This is a genomic window from Streptomyces flaveus (genome assembly GCF_014647675.1).
In the GTDB taxonomy this organism is placed as follows: domain Bacteria; phylum Actinomycetota; class Actinomycetes; order Streptomycetales; family Streptomycetaceae; genus Streptomyces; species Streptomyces flaveus.
In genome coordinates, this window is record NZ_BMPQ01000046.1 from 24,796 (window position 1) to 41,347 (window position 16,552).

17 protein-coding genes, 1 tRNA gene and 1 pseudogene are annotated in these 16,552 nt (G+C 69.6%); 9 read left to right on the top strand and 10 right to left on the bottom strand.

All coding sequences use genetic code 11. The features are described from left to right. Positions 1–9 precede the first annotated feature (9 nt). Positions 10–924 (bottom strand): CHAT domain-containing protein, encoded by a 915-nt coding sequence (locus IEZ21_RS43335; protein ID WP_281399743.1) that lies wholly within the window; start codon positions 922–924, stop codon positions 10–12. Between the two features lie 383 nt (positions 925–1,307). Here IEZ21_RS43335 and IEZ21_RS43340 point away from each other — a divergent pair, with 383 nt between their 5' ends. After that, positions 1,308–1,877: a hypothetical protein gene (locus IEZ21_RS43340; protein ID WP_189327304.1), complete on the top strand. Its 570-nt coding sequence runs from the start codon at positions 1,308–1,310 to the stop codon at positions 1,875–1,877. Positions 1,878–1,987: 110 nt separating this feature from the next. On the opposite strand, the gene IEZ21_RS43345 is transcribed toward IEZ21_RS43340, so the two are convergent. Then, positions 1,988–2,254 carry a hypothetical protein gene (locus tag IEZ21_RS43345; RefSeq protein WP_189327305.1) on the bottom strand — a complete coding sequence of 89 codons (267 nt, stop codon included), beginning with the start codon at positions 2,252–2,254 and terminating at the stop codon, positions 1,988–1,990. A gap of 157 nt (positions 2,255–2,411) precedes the next feature. Between IEZ21_RS43345 and IEZ21_RS43350 the strand changes: the two genes are divergently transcribed. Both IEZ21_RS43350 and IEZ21_RS43355 read left to right on the top strand, forming a co-directional pair. Continuing rightward, on the top strand, positions 2,412–2,801 hold the full coding sequence (locus tag IEZ21_RS43350) for a VOC family protein (RefSeq protein WP_189327306.1): 390 nt from the start codon (positions 2,412–2,414) through the stop codon (positions 2,799–2,801). 358 nt (positions 2,802–3,159) lie between these two features. Continuing rightward, entirely contained in the window at positions 3,160–3,501 is a 342-nt protein-coding gene (locus tag IEZ21_RS43355; RefSeq protein ID WP_189327307.1) for a hypothetical protein, read from the top strand. Between the two features lie 113 nt (positions 3,502–3,614). Here the strand turns inward: IEZ21_RS43355 and IEZ21_RS43360 are convergent, their stop codons facing one another. Continuing rightward, complete coding sequence (locus tag IEZ21_RS43360) at positions 3,615–4,859, bottom strand: PucR family transcriptional regulator (protein ID WP_189327308.1); 1,245 nt, start codon at positions 4,857–4,859, stop codon at positions 3,615–3,617. A gap of 358 nt (positions 4,860–5,217) precedes the next feature. Here IEZ21_RS43360 and IEZ21_RS43365 point away from each other — a divergent pair, with 358 nt between their 5' ends. The 3 genes and pseudogenes from IEZ21_RS43365 to IEZ21_RS48200 all read left to right on the top strand — a co-directional run bounded on the left by IEZ21_RS43365 (position 5,218) and on the right by IEZ21_RS48200 (position 7,770). Beyond that, positions 5,218–6,084, top strand: a complete 867-nt coding sequence (locus IEZ21_RS43365) for a DUF4394 domain-containing protein (protein WP_189327309.1) — start codon at positions 5,218–5,220, stop codon at positions 6,082–6,084. A 200-nt stretch (positions 6,085–6,284) separates the two neighbouring features. Next, positions 6,285–6,650: pseudogene (locus tag IEZ21_RS49040) on the top strand (hypothetical protein); the annotation flags it as partial. A 475-nt stretch (positions 6,651–7,125) separates the two neighbouring features. Beyond that, entirely contained in the window at positions 7,126–7,770 is a 645-nt protein-coding gene (locus IEZ21_RS48200) for a tyrosine-type recombinase/integrase (RefSeq protein WP_246568800.1), read from the top strand. On the opposite strand, the gene IEZ21_RS43375 is transcribed toward IEZ21_RS48200, so the two are convergent. After that, positions 7,733–7,809, bottom strand: a tRNA-Pro gene (locus IEZ21_RS43375). The two genes, IEZ21_RS48200 and IEZ21_RS43375, sit on opposite strands and share 38 nt — an antisense overlap. A gap of 138 nt (positions 7,810–7,947) precedes the next feature. Between IEZ21_RS43375 and IEZ21_RS43380 the strand changes: the two genes are divergently transcribed. Continuing rightward, a complete protein-coding gene (locus IEZ21_RS43380) occupies positions 7,948–8,649 on the top strand; it encodes a thiamine pyrophosphate-binding protein (protein WP_189327310.1) in 702 nt (233 codons plus the stop codon). A 64-nt stretch (positions 8,650–8,713) separates the two neighbouring features. Beyond that, positions 8,714–9,631: a transketolase family protein gene (locus IEZ21_RS43385; protein ID WP_189327311.1), complete on the top strand. Its 918-nt coding sequence runs from the start codon at positions 8,714–8,716 to the stop codon at positions 9,629–9,631. An 18-nt stretch (positions 9,632–9,649) separates the two neighbouring features. Here IEZ21_RS43385 and IEZ21_RS43390 read toward each other — a convergent pair whose 3' ends face one another. Beyond that, on the bottom strand, positions 9,650–10,009 hold the full coding sequence (locus tag IEZ21_RS43390; RefSeq protein ID WP_189327312.1) for an MmcQ/YjbR family DNA-binding protein: 360 nt from the start codon (positions 10,007–10,009) through the stop codon (positions 9,650–9,652). Positions 10,010–10,217: 208 nt separating this feature from the next. On the opposite strand from IEZ21_RS43390, the gene IEZ21_RS43395 reads away from it, so the two are divergent. Continuing rightward, on the top strand, positions 10,218–12,101 hold the full coding sequence (locus tag IEZ21_RS43395; RefSeq protein ID WP_189327313.1) for a DUF2264 domain-containing protein: 1,884 nt from the start codon (positions 10,218–10,220) through the stop codon (positions 12,099–12,101). Positions 12,102–12,152: 51 nt separating this feature from the next. Here IEZ21_RS43395 and IEZ21_RS43400 read toward each other — a convergent pair whose 3' ends face one another. The 5 genes from IEZ21_RS43400 to IEZ21_RS43420 form a co-directional block, all read right to left on the bottom strand. Beyond that, the gene (locus tag IEZ21_RS43400; protein WP_189327314.1) at positions 12,153–12,767 is read right to left on the bottom strand and encodes a GAF domain-containing protein; all 615 of its coding nucleotides are present in this window, start codon (positions 12,765–12,767) and stop codon (positions 12,153–12,155) included. Then, on the bottom strand, positions 12,764–13,363 hold the full coding sequence (locus IEZ21_RS43405; protein WP_189327315.1) for a GTP-binding protein: 600 nt from the start codon (positions 13,361–13,363) through the stop codon (positions 12,764–12,766). The genes IEZ21_RS43400 and IEZ21_RS43405 overlap by 4 nt, the downstream gene beginning before the upstream one ends. After that, on the bottom strand, positions 13,341–13,712 hold the full coding sequence (locus IEZ21_RS43410; protein WP_033326991.1) for a DUF742 domain-containing protein: 372 nt from the start codon (positions 13,710–13,712) through the stop codon (positions 13,341–13,343). The genes IEZ21_RS43405 and IEZ21_RS43410 overlap by 23 nt, the downstream gene beginning before the upstream one ends. A gap of 2 nt (positions 13,713–13,714) precedes the next feature. After that, positions 13,715–14,164 carry a roadblock/LC7 domain-containing protein gene (locus IEZ21_RS43415; protein ID WP_033326993.1) on the bottom strand — a complete coding sequence of 150 codons (450 nt, stop codon included), beginning with the start codon at positions 14,162–14,164 and terminating at the stop codon, positions 13,715–13,717. A gap of 77 nt (positions 14,165–14,241) precedes the next feature. Beyond that, positions 14,242–16,308 carry an ATP-binding protein gene (locus IEZ21_RS43420; protein ID WP_189327316.1) on the bottom strand — a complete coding sequence of 689 codons (2,067 nt, stop codon included), beginning with the start codon at positions 16,306–16,308 and terminating at the stop codon, positions 14,242–14,244. Positions 16,309–16,552: the final 244 nt, after the last annotated feature.

Sequence of the window (16,552 nt, forward strand, 5' to 3'; positions counted from 1 at the left end):
GAAGGTCGTTCACACAGCACCGGTGATCTTGAAAGTGCCCCAGAACAGCGGGTTCCCGGCGACCTGTTGATCCAGGTAGCCGCGCCAGTCCGGAAGCACCGAGCTGATGGCCGATTCGGCGGAGATCACCGGCCCTTGCTGAGAGGGCACTCGCCACTGATGCGCACGCAGATATCGGATCGTGTCGGCGTAGGCGGCGTTGGGGGCCATGCCGGAGCCGAGGTGGGCGTGGAGCACTGCGGAGAAGACGACACCTTGCAGATCTGTGATCTCCCACAGTGTGGAGATTACCGCTCTTGCTCCACGAGCCAGGAACGCGGACTCGAGGCTGCGCAGGGTCTGCACAGTTCGTCCAGTGCCTTCGTGCACGCCTGTTCGGCAAGCGTTCAGGACGACCAGGTCGACGGTGGAGAAGTCGCCCTCGGCGAGGATCCTGCTTGCCGTCAGTGTGGCCTCTCCCAGTGAACTGCCGCGCAGCGCAAGCCCGGTGGCCCAACGATTCGAATGTGGAAGGCCATGTGATGCCACGTGGACGATTCGCGCTCTGGACATCGCGTGCAAGGCTCGGGCCGGGGTCGCTTCCTCTTGCCGAAGCATTTCCGCGCTGCCGTGAAGGTCGGTGATCAGCACGGCTTCGTGGAGCGGACCGCCGATCGAGGCGATGTCGGGAAGGTGGCCGCCACCGTGCGCGACCACCATCACTTCGACCCCCGCAGCGTGTCGTTGGGACCTCTGAATGGCGGACACGAGACGAGCTGTGGGCGCATACGTGATGTGGTCAAAGGCATCACTCAATGTCACGGTGCGCTCGTTGTCGAGCGGAGCGGCATGAAGAGGCAACAGTTCCAGCGGAGCCGTGGGGCTGAGCATCAACCGATCGCATCCTCGTCGAGATGATGGCCAAGGGACCGGACGCCTGACCAGCGACGACTGGCACGGTGTGTGGTCTCAGTCCTGGTCTCATTCACCACCGTCCGTTGCCGTTCAGGAGGCCCCTCTCCGCTGCAGAGGTGTTGGACCGCGCTTGGAGCCGTGCGATGACAGCAGGATGTTCGTGACGGTCACACTCGGCCGCCTTCCTTGTACGGGGAGCCACACCCGGTCTTGCTTGTGTCAAGCGCCACACCCGGTGCCGTGGCGCTCCGTTGTGTTGACGTCCACAGGGGGGTCACCAGGTTCTTCCCGTGACGGTCGGCTCGCCAGTTCCCGCGGGATGGCGTGCGTCGCCGAGGCAGTGGCGGTCCAAGTCCGATAGCAATCGGTCGAGTTCGGCCATTGACGGGTGCGGCGGCGGCATGATGGGCGGCATGGACCAAGCCGACGCGATCATCTGGGCGACCGCCCTGGGCATCGGAGGGACCTTGGCTGCCGGGCTGACCGGACCGCTTCTCCAGGCCAGGGCCTCACGTCGGCAGGCCCGGGACCAGGAGGCCTTCCAGGTCCGGCACCGCCTGCGCGACGAGCGACGCGCCGCCTTCGCGACCGTGCTCGACCAGTGTGAGGCGTTCCGGCACAGCATCAACGCCGCCATCGAGGCCCGCATGGCTCTCGAATGGCGCAGCGAGGACGCCCACTGGGAGCTGTGGCAGTCGACCGACGCTGCACTGGGCGCGCTGCGCCGGGCGGCGACGAACGTCGCCATCACCGGCCCCGCTCCCATGGGCGAACTGGCCGACGCCGTCCATGCGGCGGCGGCCCGGCAGGCGGGCGTTTGGCGCATGCGGCTGGATCTGGACGACCGCCTCGTGCAGAACGCCCAGGCGGACAGTGCCTTCGCTGATGCGCGCAGACAATTCATCGCCGCGGCGGAAAAGATCCTGGCCCTGCCCACCGACCAGGGCACCCGGCACCGGGGCATGCTGCGGCGTTCGCCGTGACGCGGGCCTGACGAGGGATTTCCTGTGGCGGGCTAGTCGCTGCCAGCAGGTTCGTTCGGGGATTCCTGCGAGTGCTCCGAACCTCGAGACCGACACGCCATGTGCCGCTCTCAGGACCTCGATGTCGGCGAATGGACAGCGTCGACGAACTCCGAGCCCTTCTGCCAGATCCGCAACTGCACCGTCGCCTCCGCGAGAGCGATCTTGAGCTGCTCGCACTCGTGGCGCAGCCGCCGCTCGGTCCACGACTGCCCACCATCGGGGCCGGGCAGCGAGCGGTCCATCCCGGCCTTGCCGGCGTCGACGAACCGGTCCCGCCCGTTGCCCACCGTCGCCGAGGACACCCCATGCCGACGTACCGCCTCGGCCAGCGACAACTCGCATCACCGATCACGAACGTCGGCTGCCGATCGCTCCCTGAGGGTGACGCGCGGCGACCATCCGGACGCGAGCCCGCGAGGCAGGTGTCCGGGTGGTGGTCCGCTGAGGGTGGCCTCGGAAATCCGGGACGGAACACGTGAAGGAGACAACGGCATGTTCGGACAGTCGAAGGCGTTCAGCGGCTTCTCGGTCGACGACCTCGGCAAGGCCCGCCAGTTTTACGGCGAGACCCTCGGCCTCCAGGTGGAGGAGAGCGGGCAAGGCGACATGAGGATGCTCACGATCAAGCTGGGCAGCGGCGCAAGCGTCTTTGTCTACCCAAAGGACAACCACACACCCGCGAGCTTCACGATCCTGAACTTCCCCGTGGACGACATCGAGGCGGCCGTCGACGGGCTGGCACAGCGCGGCGTGAGCATGGAGCGCTACCCGGAGTTCGAGTCCGACGCCAAAGGCATCGTCCGGGGCCCCGAAGGCCCAACTGCGATCGCCTGGTTCACGGACCCGGCGGGCAACGTCCTGGCCGTGCTCCAGGAGAACTGAACCCTCGCCCGCATTTGAAGGCCCTGCGGCCCAGCGGCAGCCGACCAGCGCCCCGGTGACTCAGCGGGGCACTCACCGGTGTGGGCGATATCGGCGCCGAAGGCCAGGGCATCCGAAGGTTTCGCGTGGGCCTTAAAAACGCTTCTCTGCACTTCACTCGATGGTGGCGGGAATCTTGTGGGCGTACTCCCCAGGCCCGGGTTGCCGGAGTGAAGTCACCTATCGCGTAGTGCGGAAATGCGAGTTGAGTCGCCTGTTGTGGGCGGCGTGCCCCGGCCTCAATCGTCAGCACAAGGCATCTGGACAATTCCGGGGAGATTTTGACACGGTGAGGTGCACCGGCCCAGGAATCGAATGTGTGGCCGATGCCTTCTGGGGTCCAGCCATGCCATCCGCTCGCCTCGCACGGGACGCCGCCGCCTTTTATGCCGCGCAGAGCACTTTCTCCGACCCCAGTGGCCTTGGCCGGCTTTACGCCGACCTGCCGGATGATCCGGCTCAACACGCCTGTGTAGCCCGCGATCTGATGGTCCATCGTCTGGAAGGCGAGCCGTTCTGCCAGTCATCTTGCAGGATCGCCTGCACAACGACGCCGAGACGCGCTACCTCGATGAACATTTTGCGGATCATCATCGAGCGGAACAACGCCCCGCTGACGCAGCGGCGCGAGGTCGGTGACCGGTTCGTCGCACTCCGGTGATGCAGGTGGCCGGACTTGAAGAGGAAATCACTGGAGTTGCTCACCACCCCAGCCTGCCGTATCGGCGGCACGGACGGCACGGCGGCCACCCCGGTCCGGCGCGCCCGATGCGTTCAGCGCCACGCTCCCGACAGGCGCCGGGTGACCACCGCGCTGAGCGTGCGCACGCCCCGCGTCGAGCCGGGGTCGATGCCGGTGAGTTCCCGTACCCGGCGGAGGCGGTAGTCGAGGGTGCGGGTGTGGACGTTGAGGGCGGTCGCGGTGGCGCCGCGGTGCATGTCGTGGCGGTAGTACGCGTCGAGGGTGACGAGCAGGTCCGGGCCGGAGTCCAGTCGTCGGGCCACGTCGCGCAGCCATGCGTCGACGAACGGCACGTCCACTACGGCGAGTTCGACGAACACGTCGGCCAGGGTGTGCGGCCGGAGCCGGGCGTCCGCTCGGCGCAGCGGGGCCGCTCGGCTGATCCGCCGGGCCCTGTCCAGGGCGTCGGCCAGCCCGGACAGCGGGGCGGTGGCCGTACCGACGGCACAGGGCCGGCCGAGGGCGCGGGCGAAGTCCCGTACGAGATCCGGCAAGTGGTCGGGGGTGCGATCGGGCAAGAGGTCGGGAACGGTGTGCGGCGATACGTTTTCCGCTTCCGCGGCACCGGAAATCAGGGGGACCAGGGCTATCAGCTCACCGCTACCGTCTCCGTTGTCCGGACCCCACATGACCGGCACCTGGTGGCTCTTCACCAGCGTCTCGATCTCGTTTTCCAGGAAACGATCGACGGCGGGCAGGTCCGGCAGCCGGAACACCGTTACCGCGAAGTCATCGGGCAGTTCCATGTCGACGGCCGCGGCGATTTCCGTCGATATCGAATCTCCGCTCAGCAATGACCGGGCCAGCAGGGCGACCTGCTCGGCATACGGCATTCGGCGGCGCAGTACACGGACGAATCCCTGGCGGTAGGCGCCGATGCCGCGCTCGCCCTGCGGGGCGAACCAGGCCATCATGCGCATGAGTTCGTCGACTCCGCCGCCGCGCTGTGCCTCGGTCGCCTCGTTGATCTCGCGCAGCATGAGCGCGGTGTGCACGCGCAGCACCCGCTGCCGCGCGTCGAGCGACATTCCGGCCCCGGCCCGCAGCTCCCCCATCGACGCGATGTAGCCGAGGTCGTCGCCGCTCAACTCGCTGTTGTCCGGCGACAGTTCGACCGTACGGCGCCGGAACCACATCGCGTGTTCCAGCGTCTCGGCCCGGGCCCGGGAGTCCTTGTCCAGGAACCCGAACTCCGGGATCTCACGCTTGTACGTCTCGACCTCCCGGCGGGCGTTGGTCGACGCCCGCCGGGCCAGTTCGGCGAAGAGGCTCCCCATGGACGCGAGCATGTCATTCCGGGCGAACCGGCCGACAGACGAGATCCGGACGGCGTTCATCACTCCGCACAAATCGGCGCCAACCCTGTCGACCTGGCTTTTGTCACAGTGCGCAAAATTCCCGGACCGGGGCGTTCCCGCCACCACTTCCGCTTGTGGAGGAGGCGTGAAGCGGCCTTAATAAGAACCGCGTACACGCCCGCTGGGGGAACACCGCGGCTCATTCCGGCGCGGCTCCGGCATGGCTCCGGAAATCGGTACGGGCGGGAGTACGGGAATTCTCAGCAGCGCGCCAAACAATGGCGCTCGCTCAAACGGGAGGGAAACTCCGATGAAATCAGGAACGAGAAAGAGAATCATGGCGGCGGTCGCGGTCATGGTCACGTCGACGGCGCTCATGCTCGGCACGCCGGGCACCGGCTCGGCTGCCCCCGCCGCCACCCCCAGCCTGCGCGCCTTCGGGATCACCGGTGACGGCACCCTGATGGCCACGTTCACGACCGACCGACCGGACGTACTCAACTGGGTCAGGGCCATCACCGGCCTCAGCGGCGACACGGGCCTGGTCGGCATCGACTTCCGGGTGCAGAACGGCCTGATGTACGGCGTGGGCAACAAGGGCGGCATCTACACGATCAAGATCCCGACGGGCACCCAGGACGTCGTGGTCACCAAGGTGTCCCAGCTCCAGTACGCGCTGAACGGCACGAACTTCGGCGTCGACTTCAACCCGGCGGCCGACCGGCTGCGCGTGATCAGCGACAACGGCCAGAATCTGCGGCACAACCTCAACGACCACACGACCATCCAGGACCTGAACCTCACCACCCCGCCGATCGAGGGCACGACCAAGGGCGTCTCCGCCGCTGCCTACACGAACAACGACCTCGACGGGACCACCGCGACCACGCTGTTCGACATCAACACGACCACCGACCAGGTCGTCATCCAGTCCCCGGCCAACAACGGCACGCTCGCCCCGACCGGCAACCTCGGCATCGATGCCGGGATCAACGCAGGCATGGACATCTTCAGCACCCTGTCGGGCGGCAAGACGGTCGACAACACCGCCTTCGCCACCCTCACCCCCTCTGGAGCCGGCACGCCCTCCCTCTACACCATCAACGTCTTCACCGGCCAAGCCACCCTCGTGGCCACCGACGCCGCCAAGGCCAAGTTCCCTCTGAACATCACGGACGTGGCCATCTCCCTCACCGGCACCTGATCCCGTCGGTCATGTCCTCGCCGCGGCCCGGCCACCACCGGGCCGCAGCGCGTCACCGCTACGGGCTGCCCCCAGGCCGCCCTTGGCACCCAACCAAGGGAAACGTACTGGTCGCGGCAAGCACGGGCGGATGGTGGTCGCATGTGGTCGCACGAGACTGGGAGTGTCGGCCCTTCCTGCGCCTCCGGGAGGCGATCCTCATGCGTACCACCGCCGACCGCGGCCGCGTCTACCGCAGGTGCGGCTGCCGAGACACCCACCGCCGCCAGCTCGGAGCACACTGCCCCCGCCTGCTCACCGACCATCACCACGGGACGTGGACCTTCGCCGTCGACGTTCCCGCCCCAGCCCGCCACCGGACCACCGTCCGGCGAGGCGGCTTCACCAGCCACAACGACGCCGAGGCCGCGCTGCGGACGTTCCTGGAGGGCGAGGCCGGCGGCTTCAACGCCGACCCGAACCAGACCGTCGCCGACTACCTCCACACCTGGCTGACAGCCAAGGCGCTGGTCCTCAAGCCGACCACCATGGCCCGCTACCGCGACTACGTGCACAACGACCTCGTCCCCGCCTTCGGCAGCCTCAGGCTGGACGAACTCAGGCACCGGCACATCACCGCCTTCGTCACCGGCCAGCTCTCCGCCGGCCGTGGCCGCACCACCCTCTACCGGTGCCTGGCCACGCTGTCCAGCGCGCTGGGGGACGCCGTCCTCCAGCACCGCCTCGCCCACAACCCGGCCAGCCCGCCGGCCCTGCGGCGACCGCCCGCGCCGGAGCGCCGGAGCGCCGGAGCGCCGGAGCGCCGGATCTGGACCGCCACCGAGGCGGTCCGGTTCCTCCAGCACTGCCACCACGCCGATCCGGACATGGCCGACCTGTTCGAGTTCCTCATCGGCACCGGCCTGCGCAAAGGCGAGGCCCTCGGCCTGCACTGGGACGACGTCCACCTGACCGAACGCGTGCTCTACGTGCGCTGCACGCTCTCCGCGATCGCACCGGCTCGTCATCACCGCGCCCAAGACCCGCTCCAGCAAGAACTGGGTGGCCATCTCCCCCCGCGTCGCCGCCGCCCTCCGGCACCGGGCCCGCTCCAGCGCCCGCACCCAGACCGACCTGGGCGCTCCCTTCAGAGGACTGGTCTTCTGCCGGCCCGACGGCCGCCCACTGCGGCCCAGAGCCGTCCTCGACCGGCTCCGGGAACTCTCCGACGAAGCCGGCGTCCCCCGGGTGACCGTTCACGACCTGCGCCACCTGGCCGCCACCCTCACCATCACCGCCGGCGTCCCCCTCACCGTGGTCTCCAAGACCCTGCGCCACTCCACCCTGTCCACCACGGCCAACATCTACAGCCACCTCACCCGGCAAGCCGCCCGCGAAGCCGTCGACACCATCGAGCACACCCTCACGCGGGCCGAACAGAAGGCCGAGCGGCAGTCCCGGCAGACGCGACTGCGATCACCGCGCGACCACATCCAGCGGCTCCGCGAAGCCGTCAACCGGCTCCGCTCCCCCACTCGGCCCGGCTTCTGTGCCACCGCGAACCGGCCCCAGCCCCGGGCCGCGACCACACTGCGACCACCAGCCCTCCAGGTACGCGAAAAGCCGTCCTCCCGTAAACGAGAGAACGGCCTCCGACCTGCATCAAAGCTGGTCGGGACGACAGGATTTGAACCTGCGACCCCTTGACCCCCAGTCAAGTGCGCTACCAAGCTGCGCCACGTCCCGATGCCCGTTGTGACCTGGGGTTTCCCTGATCGAACGTGCATGGAAACAATACCGCACTCCAACCGGTGATCGCGCACGCCTTTATGCCGGACGACACCGCTTGACCTCAATCATGCTTGAGGTTGCACGATCGTCGGCATGACCAAGACAGCGGAACGGCGATACACGTACGAGGACCTGTCCGGGCTGATGAGCCTGATGAGCGGGGACGAGAAACACGGGCCCGCGGCGACGTCCACCCTCGACGCGCTCTGGGTGCTCTACGACCGGGTCCTGCGGGTCACGCCGGAGCGGATGGACGATCCGGAGCGGGACCGGTTCCTGCTTTCCAAGGGGCACGGGCCGATGGCGTACTACGCGGTGCTCGCCGCCAAGAGTTTCGTACCGGTGGAGTGGCTGCCGGGGTTCGGCTCGTACGACTCGCCCCTCGGTCACCATCCGGACCGGGTGCTGGTGCCGGGCGCCGAGATCGGCAGCGGTTCGCTCGGGCACGGGCTGCCGATCGCGGTCGGGACGGCGCTGGGGCTGCGGGCCCAAGGGCTGCACGAGCCCGCCGTGTGGGTGCTGGTCGGGGACGCCGAGCTGGACGAGGGCAGCAACCACGAGGCGATCGCGTACGCCGGGCCTGCCGGGCTCGACCGGCTGCACACCGTGGTGATCGACAACTCCTCCGCCAGCCATGCCCGGCCGGGTGGGATCGCGGCGCGGTTCGAGGCCGCGGGCTGGTCCGTCGAGAGCGTCGACGGGCGGGACCACGAGGCCTTGTACGAAGCGTTCACCGCGCCGCATCCCGGTCGGCCTCGGGTGGTCATCGCCCGGGTCGAGCCCAAGTCCGCCTGAGACCCGGATCTCTCAGGCAGTACCACCGGATCCCTCAACCATCACCACAGAAGGGAAGTTCCACATGGACACCATGCGTGACCGCTTCGCCCCCGTAGTCTCGCGGCTGCTCGACGAGGATCCGCGCGTCGCGGTGGTTCTCGCCGAGATCGGTATGGCCGATCTCGAGGAGGCGCAGATCCGGCATCCGGACCGGGTGATCAACGTCGGCATCCGTGAGCAGCTGCTGGTCGGCGCGGGTGCCGGCCTGGCACTGGCCGGGCTGCGGCCCGTGGTACACACCTTCGCCAGCTTCCTGGTCGAGCGGCCCTTCGAGCAGGTCAAGCTGGATCTCGGGCACCAGGGCGTGGGCGCGGTGCTGGTCAGCGCCGCCGCCTCCTTCGACTGGCCCGCGGGCGGGTACACCCATATGGCACCCGGCGATGTGGCGCTGCTCGACACGCTCGACGGCTGGACCGTACACGTCCCTGGCCACCCGGACGAGGCTGAGACGCTGCTGCGGCACGCGGTCGCGGCGGGCGACGACAAGGTGTACGTACGGCTGTCGGTGCAGTCCAACGCGGAGGCCCTGCCGGTCGACGGGTCGCGATTTCTGACCGTCCGTGAGGGGCGCGCCGGTGTCGTCCTCGCCGTCGGGCCGGTGCTCGACGCGGTGCTCGCGGCCACCGAGGGGCTCGATGTCACCGTGTTGTACGCGACGACCGTACGGCCCTTCGACGCGGCCGCCCTGCGCCGCGCCACGGAGACGGCCGGCACCGATGTCGTCCTCGTCGAGCCGTACCTGGCCGGCACGTCGACCTCCGCCGCGAACGACGCCCTCGCGGACCTCCCGCACCGGGTACTCGGCCTCGGTGTCGGCCGCCGTGAGCTGCGCCGCTACGGCCGGATCGATGAGCACGTGGCCGCACACGGGCTGGACGCGGGTTCCCTGCGGGAGCGGATCGGAGAGTTTCTGAGGGCCGGGGTACGGGTGGGGCTGTGATCGGTACCGGCAACACCCTCAGTCGGCTGCCGGAAGGCCCAACTCCGGGTAGGACTCGAGAAGTCGGGACGGAGCGGCCTGGCGCCAGGAGTCCGCGAGGATGTCCCGCAGCTCGTTGTCGCCCTCCAGGGCGGCGAGCCGGACACGCACCCAGGCGAAGCCCGCCTCATGGTCGGCGATCCAGAACTTCCCGGGCTCCGCCAGGGCGAGTTCGTCGCGCTCCTCCTTCGGGCAGCGCACGGCGATGGACGTCTCGTCCTCGGGCAGCGTGGCGAACATCTTCCCCGCGACCCGGAAGGTGGGCATGCTCCACGCGATCTTCTCCGTCGTGTCCGGCAGGGAGAGGGCGATACGGCGTACGTCTTCGGCATCCGGCATGGCAGGCACCGTAGCCAATCCCACTGACAATCACCTGCTCAGCCAAGGTCACCGCCTCTGCCCGATGTCGACGAGGTGCACAGGCCGAGCCGTCGCCGCAGGCGAATCGCAGGTGAACGCGGCTCAATTGATCTATCCGCGTCATCCAGCCGTATCCCTCCTCGGAACCCTCAAAACGACCCGCGACCCGAGGAGTCAGGACTCTTACATGCCCGCACCGCATCTGGCCCTGCCGCCCACCGACCGCGTCCTGTCGCCGCTCACCGGCTGGACGCGGGCGCACTGGGAGGCGCTCGCCGACCGGCAGTTGGAGGCGCTGGTGCCCTATGCGACGCCGGGACTCGCGCAGTACCGGCTGCCCGGGAGAACCTCCTGGTCGGGTGTGGTGTCGGACGGTCTTGAAGGTTTCGCACGGTCATTTCTGCTGGCCTCTTTCCGGATCGCGGGAGCACGCGGCGAGGTGGATCCCCGTCTCATAGAACGGTACGCGCGGGGTCTGACAACGGGCACGGACCGCGACAGCGGCGAAGCCTGGCCCGAACTCACCGACTGCTCCCAGCAGATGGCCGAGGCCGCCCTGATCGCCGTCGGACTGCACGAGAGCCGCCCCTGGATCTGGGACCGCCTGGACGGGGAGGTGCGGGAGCGGATCGTGGACTGGCTGTGGGGCTTCGTGGGCCGCCGTACCTGGGACAACCACTGGCGGCTGTACCAGGTGGTGGCCGAGCAGTTCCTGGCCTCGGTCGGCGCACCGTACCGGCAGGACGACATCGACGCCGGGCTCGACCGTATCGAGGACTGGTACGTCGGCGACGGCTGGTACAGCGACGGCGAGGGGCGCGCCTTCGACTACTACAACGGCTGGGCCATGCACCTGTACCCGCTGCTGTGGTCACGGATGACGGGCGGCGAGGGCGGTGGCCGCGGCCGGGTCTACCGCGACCGGCTCGCCCAATTCCTGGCCGTCTACCCGCAGTTCTTCGGTGCGGACGGCGCGCCGGTGCTCCAGGGCCGCTCCCTGACGTACCGTTTCGCCACCACGGCCCCGGTGTGGCTGGGCGCCCTCACGGGCTGCACCCCGCTGGCGCCGGGGCTCACGCGCCGGCTGGCTTCCGGCGCGGTGAGCCACTTCGTGGAGCGCGGGGTGCCCGACGAGCGGGGGCTGCTGCCGCTCGGCTGGTACGGCACGTTCCTGCCGATGACGCAGCCGTACTCGGGGCCCGCGTCACCGTACTGGGCGAGCAAAGGTTTCCTCGGGCTGCTGCTGCCCTCGGACCACCCGGTGTGGACGGAGCGTGAACTGCCGCTCCCCGTCGAGGAGTCGGACCAGTACACCGCGCTCCCGGCACCGGGCTGGCTGCTGCACGGCACGAAGCACGACGGCATCGTCCGCCTGGTCAACCACGGCAGCGATCACAACTCCCCCGACCGGGCTCCCGAGGACGACCCGCACTACGCGAAGTTCGGGTACTCCACGGCCACCGCTCCCGAGGCGGGCGTGCACGCCTGGGAGCGCACGGTGGACGGACACATCGCGCTCCTCGCCCCGGACGGCACCGCCTCCCGTCGGCGCCTGATCCTTCCGCTGCACTGCTCCGGGCGTACGGCGGCCTCCCGCTACCACGCTCAACTGCCCGGCAGCGACGCCGAGTTCCCGATCGAGACGACGAGTGTGCTGCGCGGGCCGTGGGAGATCCGCGTACACCGGGTGCAGGCCCCGGCCGGTGTGGCGGTGCGGGAGGGCGGTTACGCGGTCGCCGCAGAGGCCAGGCCCACGGCGGAGCGGGGTTCGGGCTGGACGCTGGCGCGGACCGCGGACGGGCTGACCAGTGCGGTCGTCGCGCTGTACGGCTGGGACGAGGACACGGGCATCGCACGCGCGGTGGAGGCCAACGCCTTGGGCCCGCATTCGGCGACACCGTACGTGCGTTGTGCGGCCGGCCGTCCGGGAGGCCACGGTGTGTACGTCACGCTGCTCGCGCTGACGCGGGACGCCGTACACCCCCAGGTGCTGCGGGAGTCGGTGTCCTGCGCGGTGGAGGAGCACGAAGTGCGGATCACCTTCCCCGAAGGGGACACCGTTTCCATATGAAGTTCCATATGAAGGCCCCTCCTGCTGCAGGCCCCGAGGCCTGAACGCCGCTCAGAACCCGCCGCTCTCCCGCAGCTCGATCCGCTCGACGAGTTCCGCCGCCATCGCCTTGATGGTCTCCAGGCCCGCCATCCCCCAGGGCCTCGGTTCGACGTCCTCGACGCACACCGTGCCGAGCACGAAGCCCGTGCGGTCGGTGAGCGGGGCGCCCAGATAGGAGTGGATGCCGATCTCGTCGACGACCGGATTCCCGGCGAACCGCGGGTAGTCGCGGACGTCCTCCAGGGCCAGCGCCTTCCCCCGGACCACCACATGGGGGCAGAAGCCGTGGTCGCGGGCCATGTGGCGACCGAACCGGTACTCCGTACCGTCCGCGGCGACGATCACGGCCGACCGCTCACGCGAGCCCGTGCCCGTACCCCAGCCGGTGCCCGTACTGTCCGGAGTGTGCAGGCCCGCGAAGAACTGCCCTTTCTCGTCGATGAAGTTGACCATCGCGTACGGCGCCGCGGCGATCTCCGCGAGCCGGTCCGCGAAGGCGTCGAAGGCCGGCTCGGCCCGCTCCCCCAGACCGAGCCGGCGCAGTCGCCGCGTACGGGCGGGGGCGTCCTTGTCCTCGGGGGTGAGCAGCAGCCGACCGGCCGGTCGCGGCGGGTCGTACCTCATGTGCGGGCTCCGTAACTGGGGGCGCGCGTGGGCGCGTGGGCGATCAGATGGCGGACGAGGGTCAGCAGGGTCTGCACCCCTGAGCTGGAGATCCGCGCGTCGCAGCGCACGATGGGGATCTCCGGGTCGAGGTCGATGGCCGCCCGCACCTCCTCCGGGTCGTAGCGGTAGGCGCCGTCGAACTCGTTGACGGCGACGATGAATCCCAGGCCGCGCTGCTCGAAGAAGTCGACGGCGGCGAAGCACTCCTCCAGGCGGCGGGTGTCGGCGAGGACGACCGCGCCGAGCGCGCCCTCGCAGAGCTCGTCCCACATGAACCAGAACCGCTCCTGTCCGGGCGTACCGAACAGGTACAGCACATGTTCCGGATCGAGCGTGATACGCCCGAAGTCCATCGCGACGGTCGTCTCGACCTTGTTCTCGATGCCGTCGAGGTTGTCGGTCGAGGCGCTGACCGTGGTGAGCAACTCCTCCGTACTCAACGGCGCGATCTCGCTCACCGCGCCGACAAGGGTGGTCTTTCCTACCCCGAACCCTCCCGCCACCAGGATCTTCAGTGCGGTGGGGAAGGGGTCAGAGCTGTCGTCGTAGTCCATCGAGCACTGCCTCCAGAAGTGACCGGTCAGTGGGGTTGTGGGGGAAGGCCGGGGGCTTGGTGGACAGCGCCCCGCAGTCGACGAGGTCGGCCAGCAGCACCTTGGTGACCGCCGCCGGCAGCTTCAGATGTGCGGCCACCTCGGCGACCGAGACGGGCACCCGGCACAGTTCGAGCGCCTGGTTGTGCTCGGGGCCGAGGTACCCGAGAGGGGTGGCTCCGGTGGCCCGCATCTGCGACAGCAGATCGAGCGCGGTACTGGGCCGGGTCCGGCCGTTGCTGACCGTGTAGGGCCGTACGAGGCGTCCGGCCGCGTCATCGAGCCAGGGCCCGTCCCCGGCCGCGGTCACGCTCAAGGCCTCATCGCCGAGGGCTCGACGGGGGACTGCCCGAGGGGGGACTGCCTGGGTGCGGTCATCAGATACGGGCGGACGCTCTTGACCAGCATCGCCATCTCGTATCCGAGCACGGCCGCGTCGGCCTCGCGTCCGGCGAGCACGGCGAGACAGGTGCCGGAGCCCGCGGTGGACACGAACAGCAGGGTGGAGTCGAGTTCGACGACGACCTGGCGTACGTCACCGCCGTCCCCGAAGCGGACGCCCGCGCTGCGCCCCAGGGAGTACAGCCCGGAGGCGAGGGCCGCCATGTGGTCGGCACTGTCGGGGTCGAGGCCATGGACCGACTTCACCAAGCCGTCGCAGGAGAGCAGCACCGCGCTCCTGGTGTGCGGGACGCGCTGCACCAGGCCGCTCATCAGCCAGTCGAGATCGGATACATGGGCGGTCGGCACATCGCTCGCCATGGGGGATCGACTCCTTGAAGTACGTGCGTCGGTGGGAGCGGAGGTGTGGGTGGACGTGGAAGTGGGGGTGGCGTTGATCATCCGGCTGGTGTGCTTCCGTCGTGTCGGGCGGTGAAGTCATGAGTGGGCGCGGGCGCCGGCTCGCGCGCGGCGTGCGCCTCGGGTGATTCGTGCGCGCTCCCGGGTGCGGCGTCCCTGCGCGCCGCGTCCCGTTGCTGGGCCTCGGCGAGCCCGATGCCCCGCTGAAAGGCCGCCATCAGGCCGGGGTCGTGCCCGACGAGGAACTCGGACTCCGGGCGGGGCAGGGGCCCTTCGCGCAGCTCGGGCACGATGTGCTCCTGGGCGCGCCGTCTGGGCAGTTGGGGCTTGCCCATGGTGCCGCGCACCGCACCGCTCCGCGGCGTCGGCGAGGTGAGCGTCTTCGCGATGTTCTCGATCACGATCCGCCGGTCGTCGGAGCGGATGCCGGGCACCGCCTCCGCCGGATTGGGCCGCGCCTCGGCGCCGCGCACGGGGAGCGGCACCGAACGGCTGCCGCTCACCACCGTCGTTCCTGCCGACGCGTCATCCCGCGGCTGCCGCGACGTCGCGGGCCTCTCGCCACGGTGCCCGTGCGCGGTCGCCTCCTGACGTGCAGTCGATTCCTGACGCGCCCTCGTTTCCTGACGCTGCGCATGCGATACGTCTACGGGAGCGCCCGGCACGACACCCTGCACCGGAACGGGCGTTCCCTGGACCGGGACCTCCGCCACACGAGCCGAAACGCCATGGGGAGCCGCCGTCCCGTGCTCGGGCTTCCCCTGGACCGCAACACCCTGAACCGGAGTGCCGTACACCGGAACGCCCTCGGCCGACGTACCGGCTTCCGGCGCCACCGTCCGCGACCGACCGGCCCCCGCCTGCCCTGCTCCCGCCTGCCCCGCCACCGCCTGCTCGGGTTCCGCGCCGAGGAGCTCCTGCGGCATGACGAGCACGGCCTGGATACCGCCGTAGATATTGGTCTGCAGCCGGACCGCGATGCCGTGCCGACGCGCGAGCTGCGAGACCACGAACAACCCGATGCGGCCGTCCTGCAACAGGCTCGCGACGTTCACCTGGTCCGGGTCGGCGAGCAGGGTGTTCATCTTGTTCTGTTCGGCCGGCGGCATGCCGAGCCCGCGGTCCTCGACCTCGATGGCGAGCCCGGAGGTGACGAGGTTGGCGCGCAGCAGGACCTGCGTCTGCGGGGCCGAGAACACCGTGGCGTTCTCGACGAGTTCGGCCAGCAGATGGATCACGTCGGCGACGGCGTGACCGCGCACGGTGCCTTCGATCGGCGGCACGAGCTTGACCCGCGAGTACTGCTCGACCTCGGCGGTGGCGGAGCGCAGCACCTCGGTCATGGAGACCGGTTTGCTCCACTGACGGCGGGAGACGGCGCCGCCGAGCACGGCGAGGTTCTCGGCGTGACGGCGGATGCGGGTGGCGAGGTGGTCGACGTGGAAGAGGCCCTTGAGCAGGTCCGGGTCCTCGATCTCGTTCTCCAGCTCGTCCAGGACCGAGATCTCGCGCTGCACGAGGGACTGAAGTCGCCGGGCCAGATTGACGAAGACCTCGAGCTTCTGCTCGCTGCCCGCCTGGCTGGACAGCCGTGAGGCCTGGACGACCGCGCTGACGGCGCCGTCGTGGGCGCGTGCGAGGTCGTCGGCGAGCAGGTCGAACTCATCGGCGTCCGGGGCGAGTTCGCGGCGCTTGCGACGTGCCGGCGGCCCGTCGCCGCGTCGCAGGGCCTCGACCAGGCCGCGCAGTTCGGCCTGGTCACGGGCGCTGGCGCCGCGCAGCGTACCGACCCGCTCGCGTACGGACCTGGCGGCGCGGTCGGCGGCCACGGCGGCGATCACGATGCCTGCGAGGGCGACCGCGACAGCTCCGCCGAGGACGATCCACAGGGTGAGGCTGGGCCTGGCCATGGTCGAGCGGACGGTGAACAGCACGGCGGCGCTGGCGCTGAGGGCCACCGCGATGGGCGGCAGGACCGCGAGACGCAGGAGCTGGGGCCGTATATGGGTCTCGGGCAGCGAGGGGGCGGTGCGGGCGACCGGTCGCCCGTGGCGCCCGCCCTCGCGGCGGTCAGCGCGTGCGGCCGGTGCGCGAAGGTGAGACATCGACGTCCTCGTACTGGATATGTCGGGGCCGTTGCGGCTCCCGCGGATCTGCGAGTCGGGCATGCGCCATCGCGGTGCCGTTCGCGCACGCCGAAAATCCGGCCCTGCGTCGCCCGGCGGCCACTCACAGTAGTCGCCAGCGCATCACACTCGGTGGGCAGTTGACAAAGTCCGGCGGGCATCGTCCCGCTCTGGTATGAGCGTTCGTACGACAGACCGATAAGCCCCTCGTACGCGCGTTCCT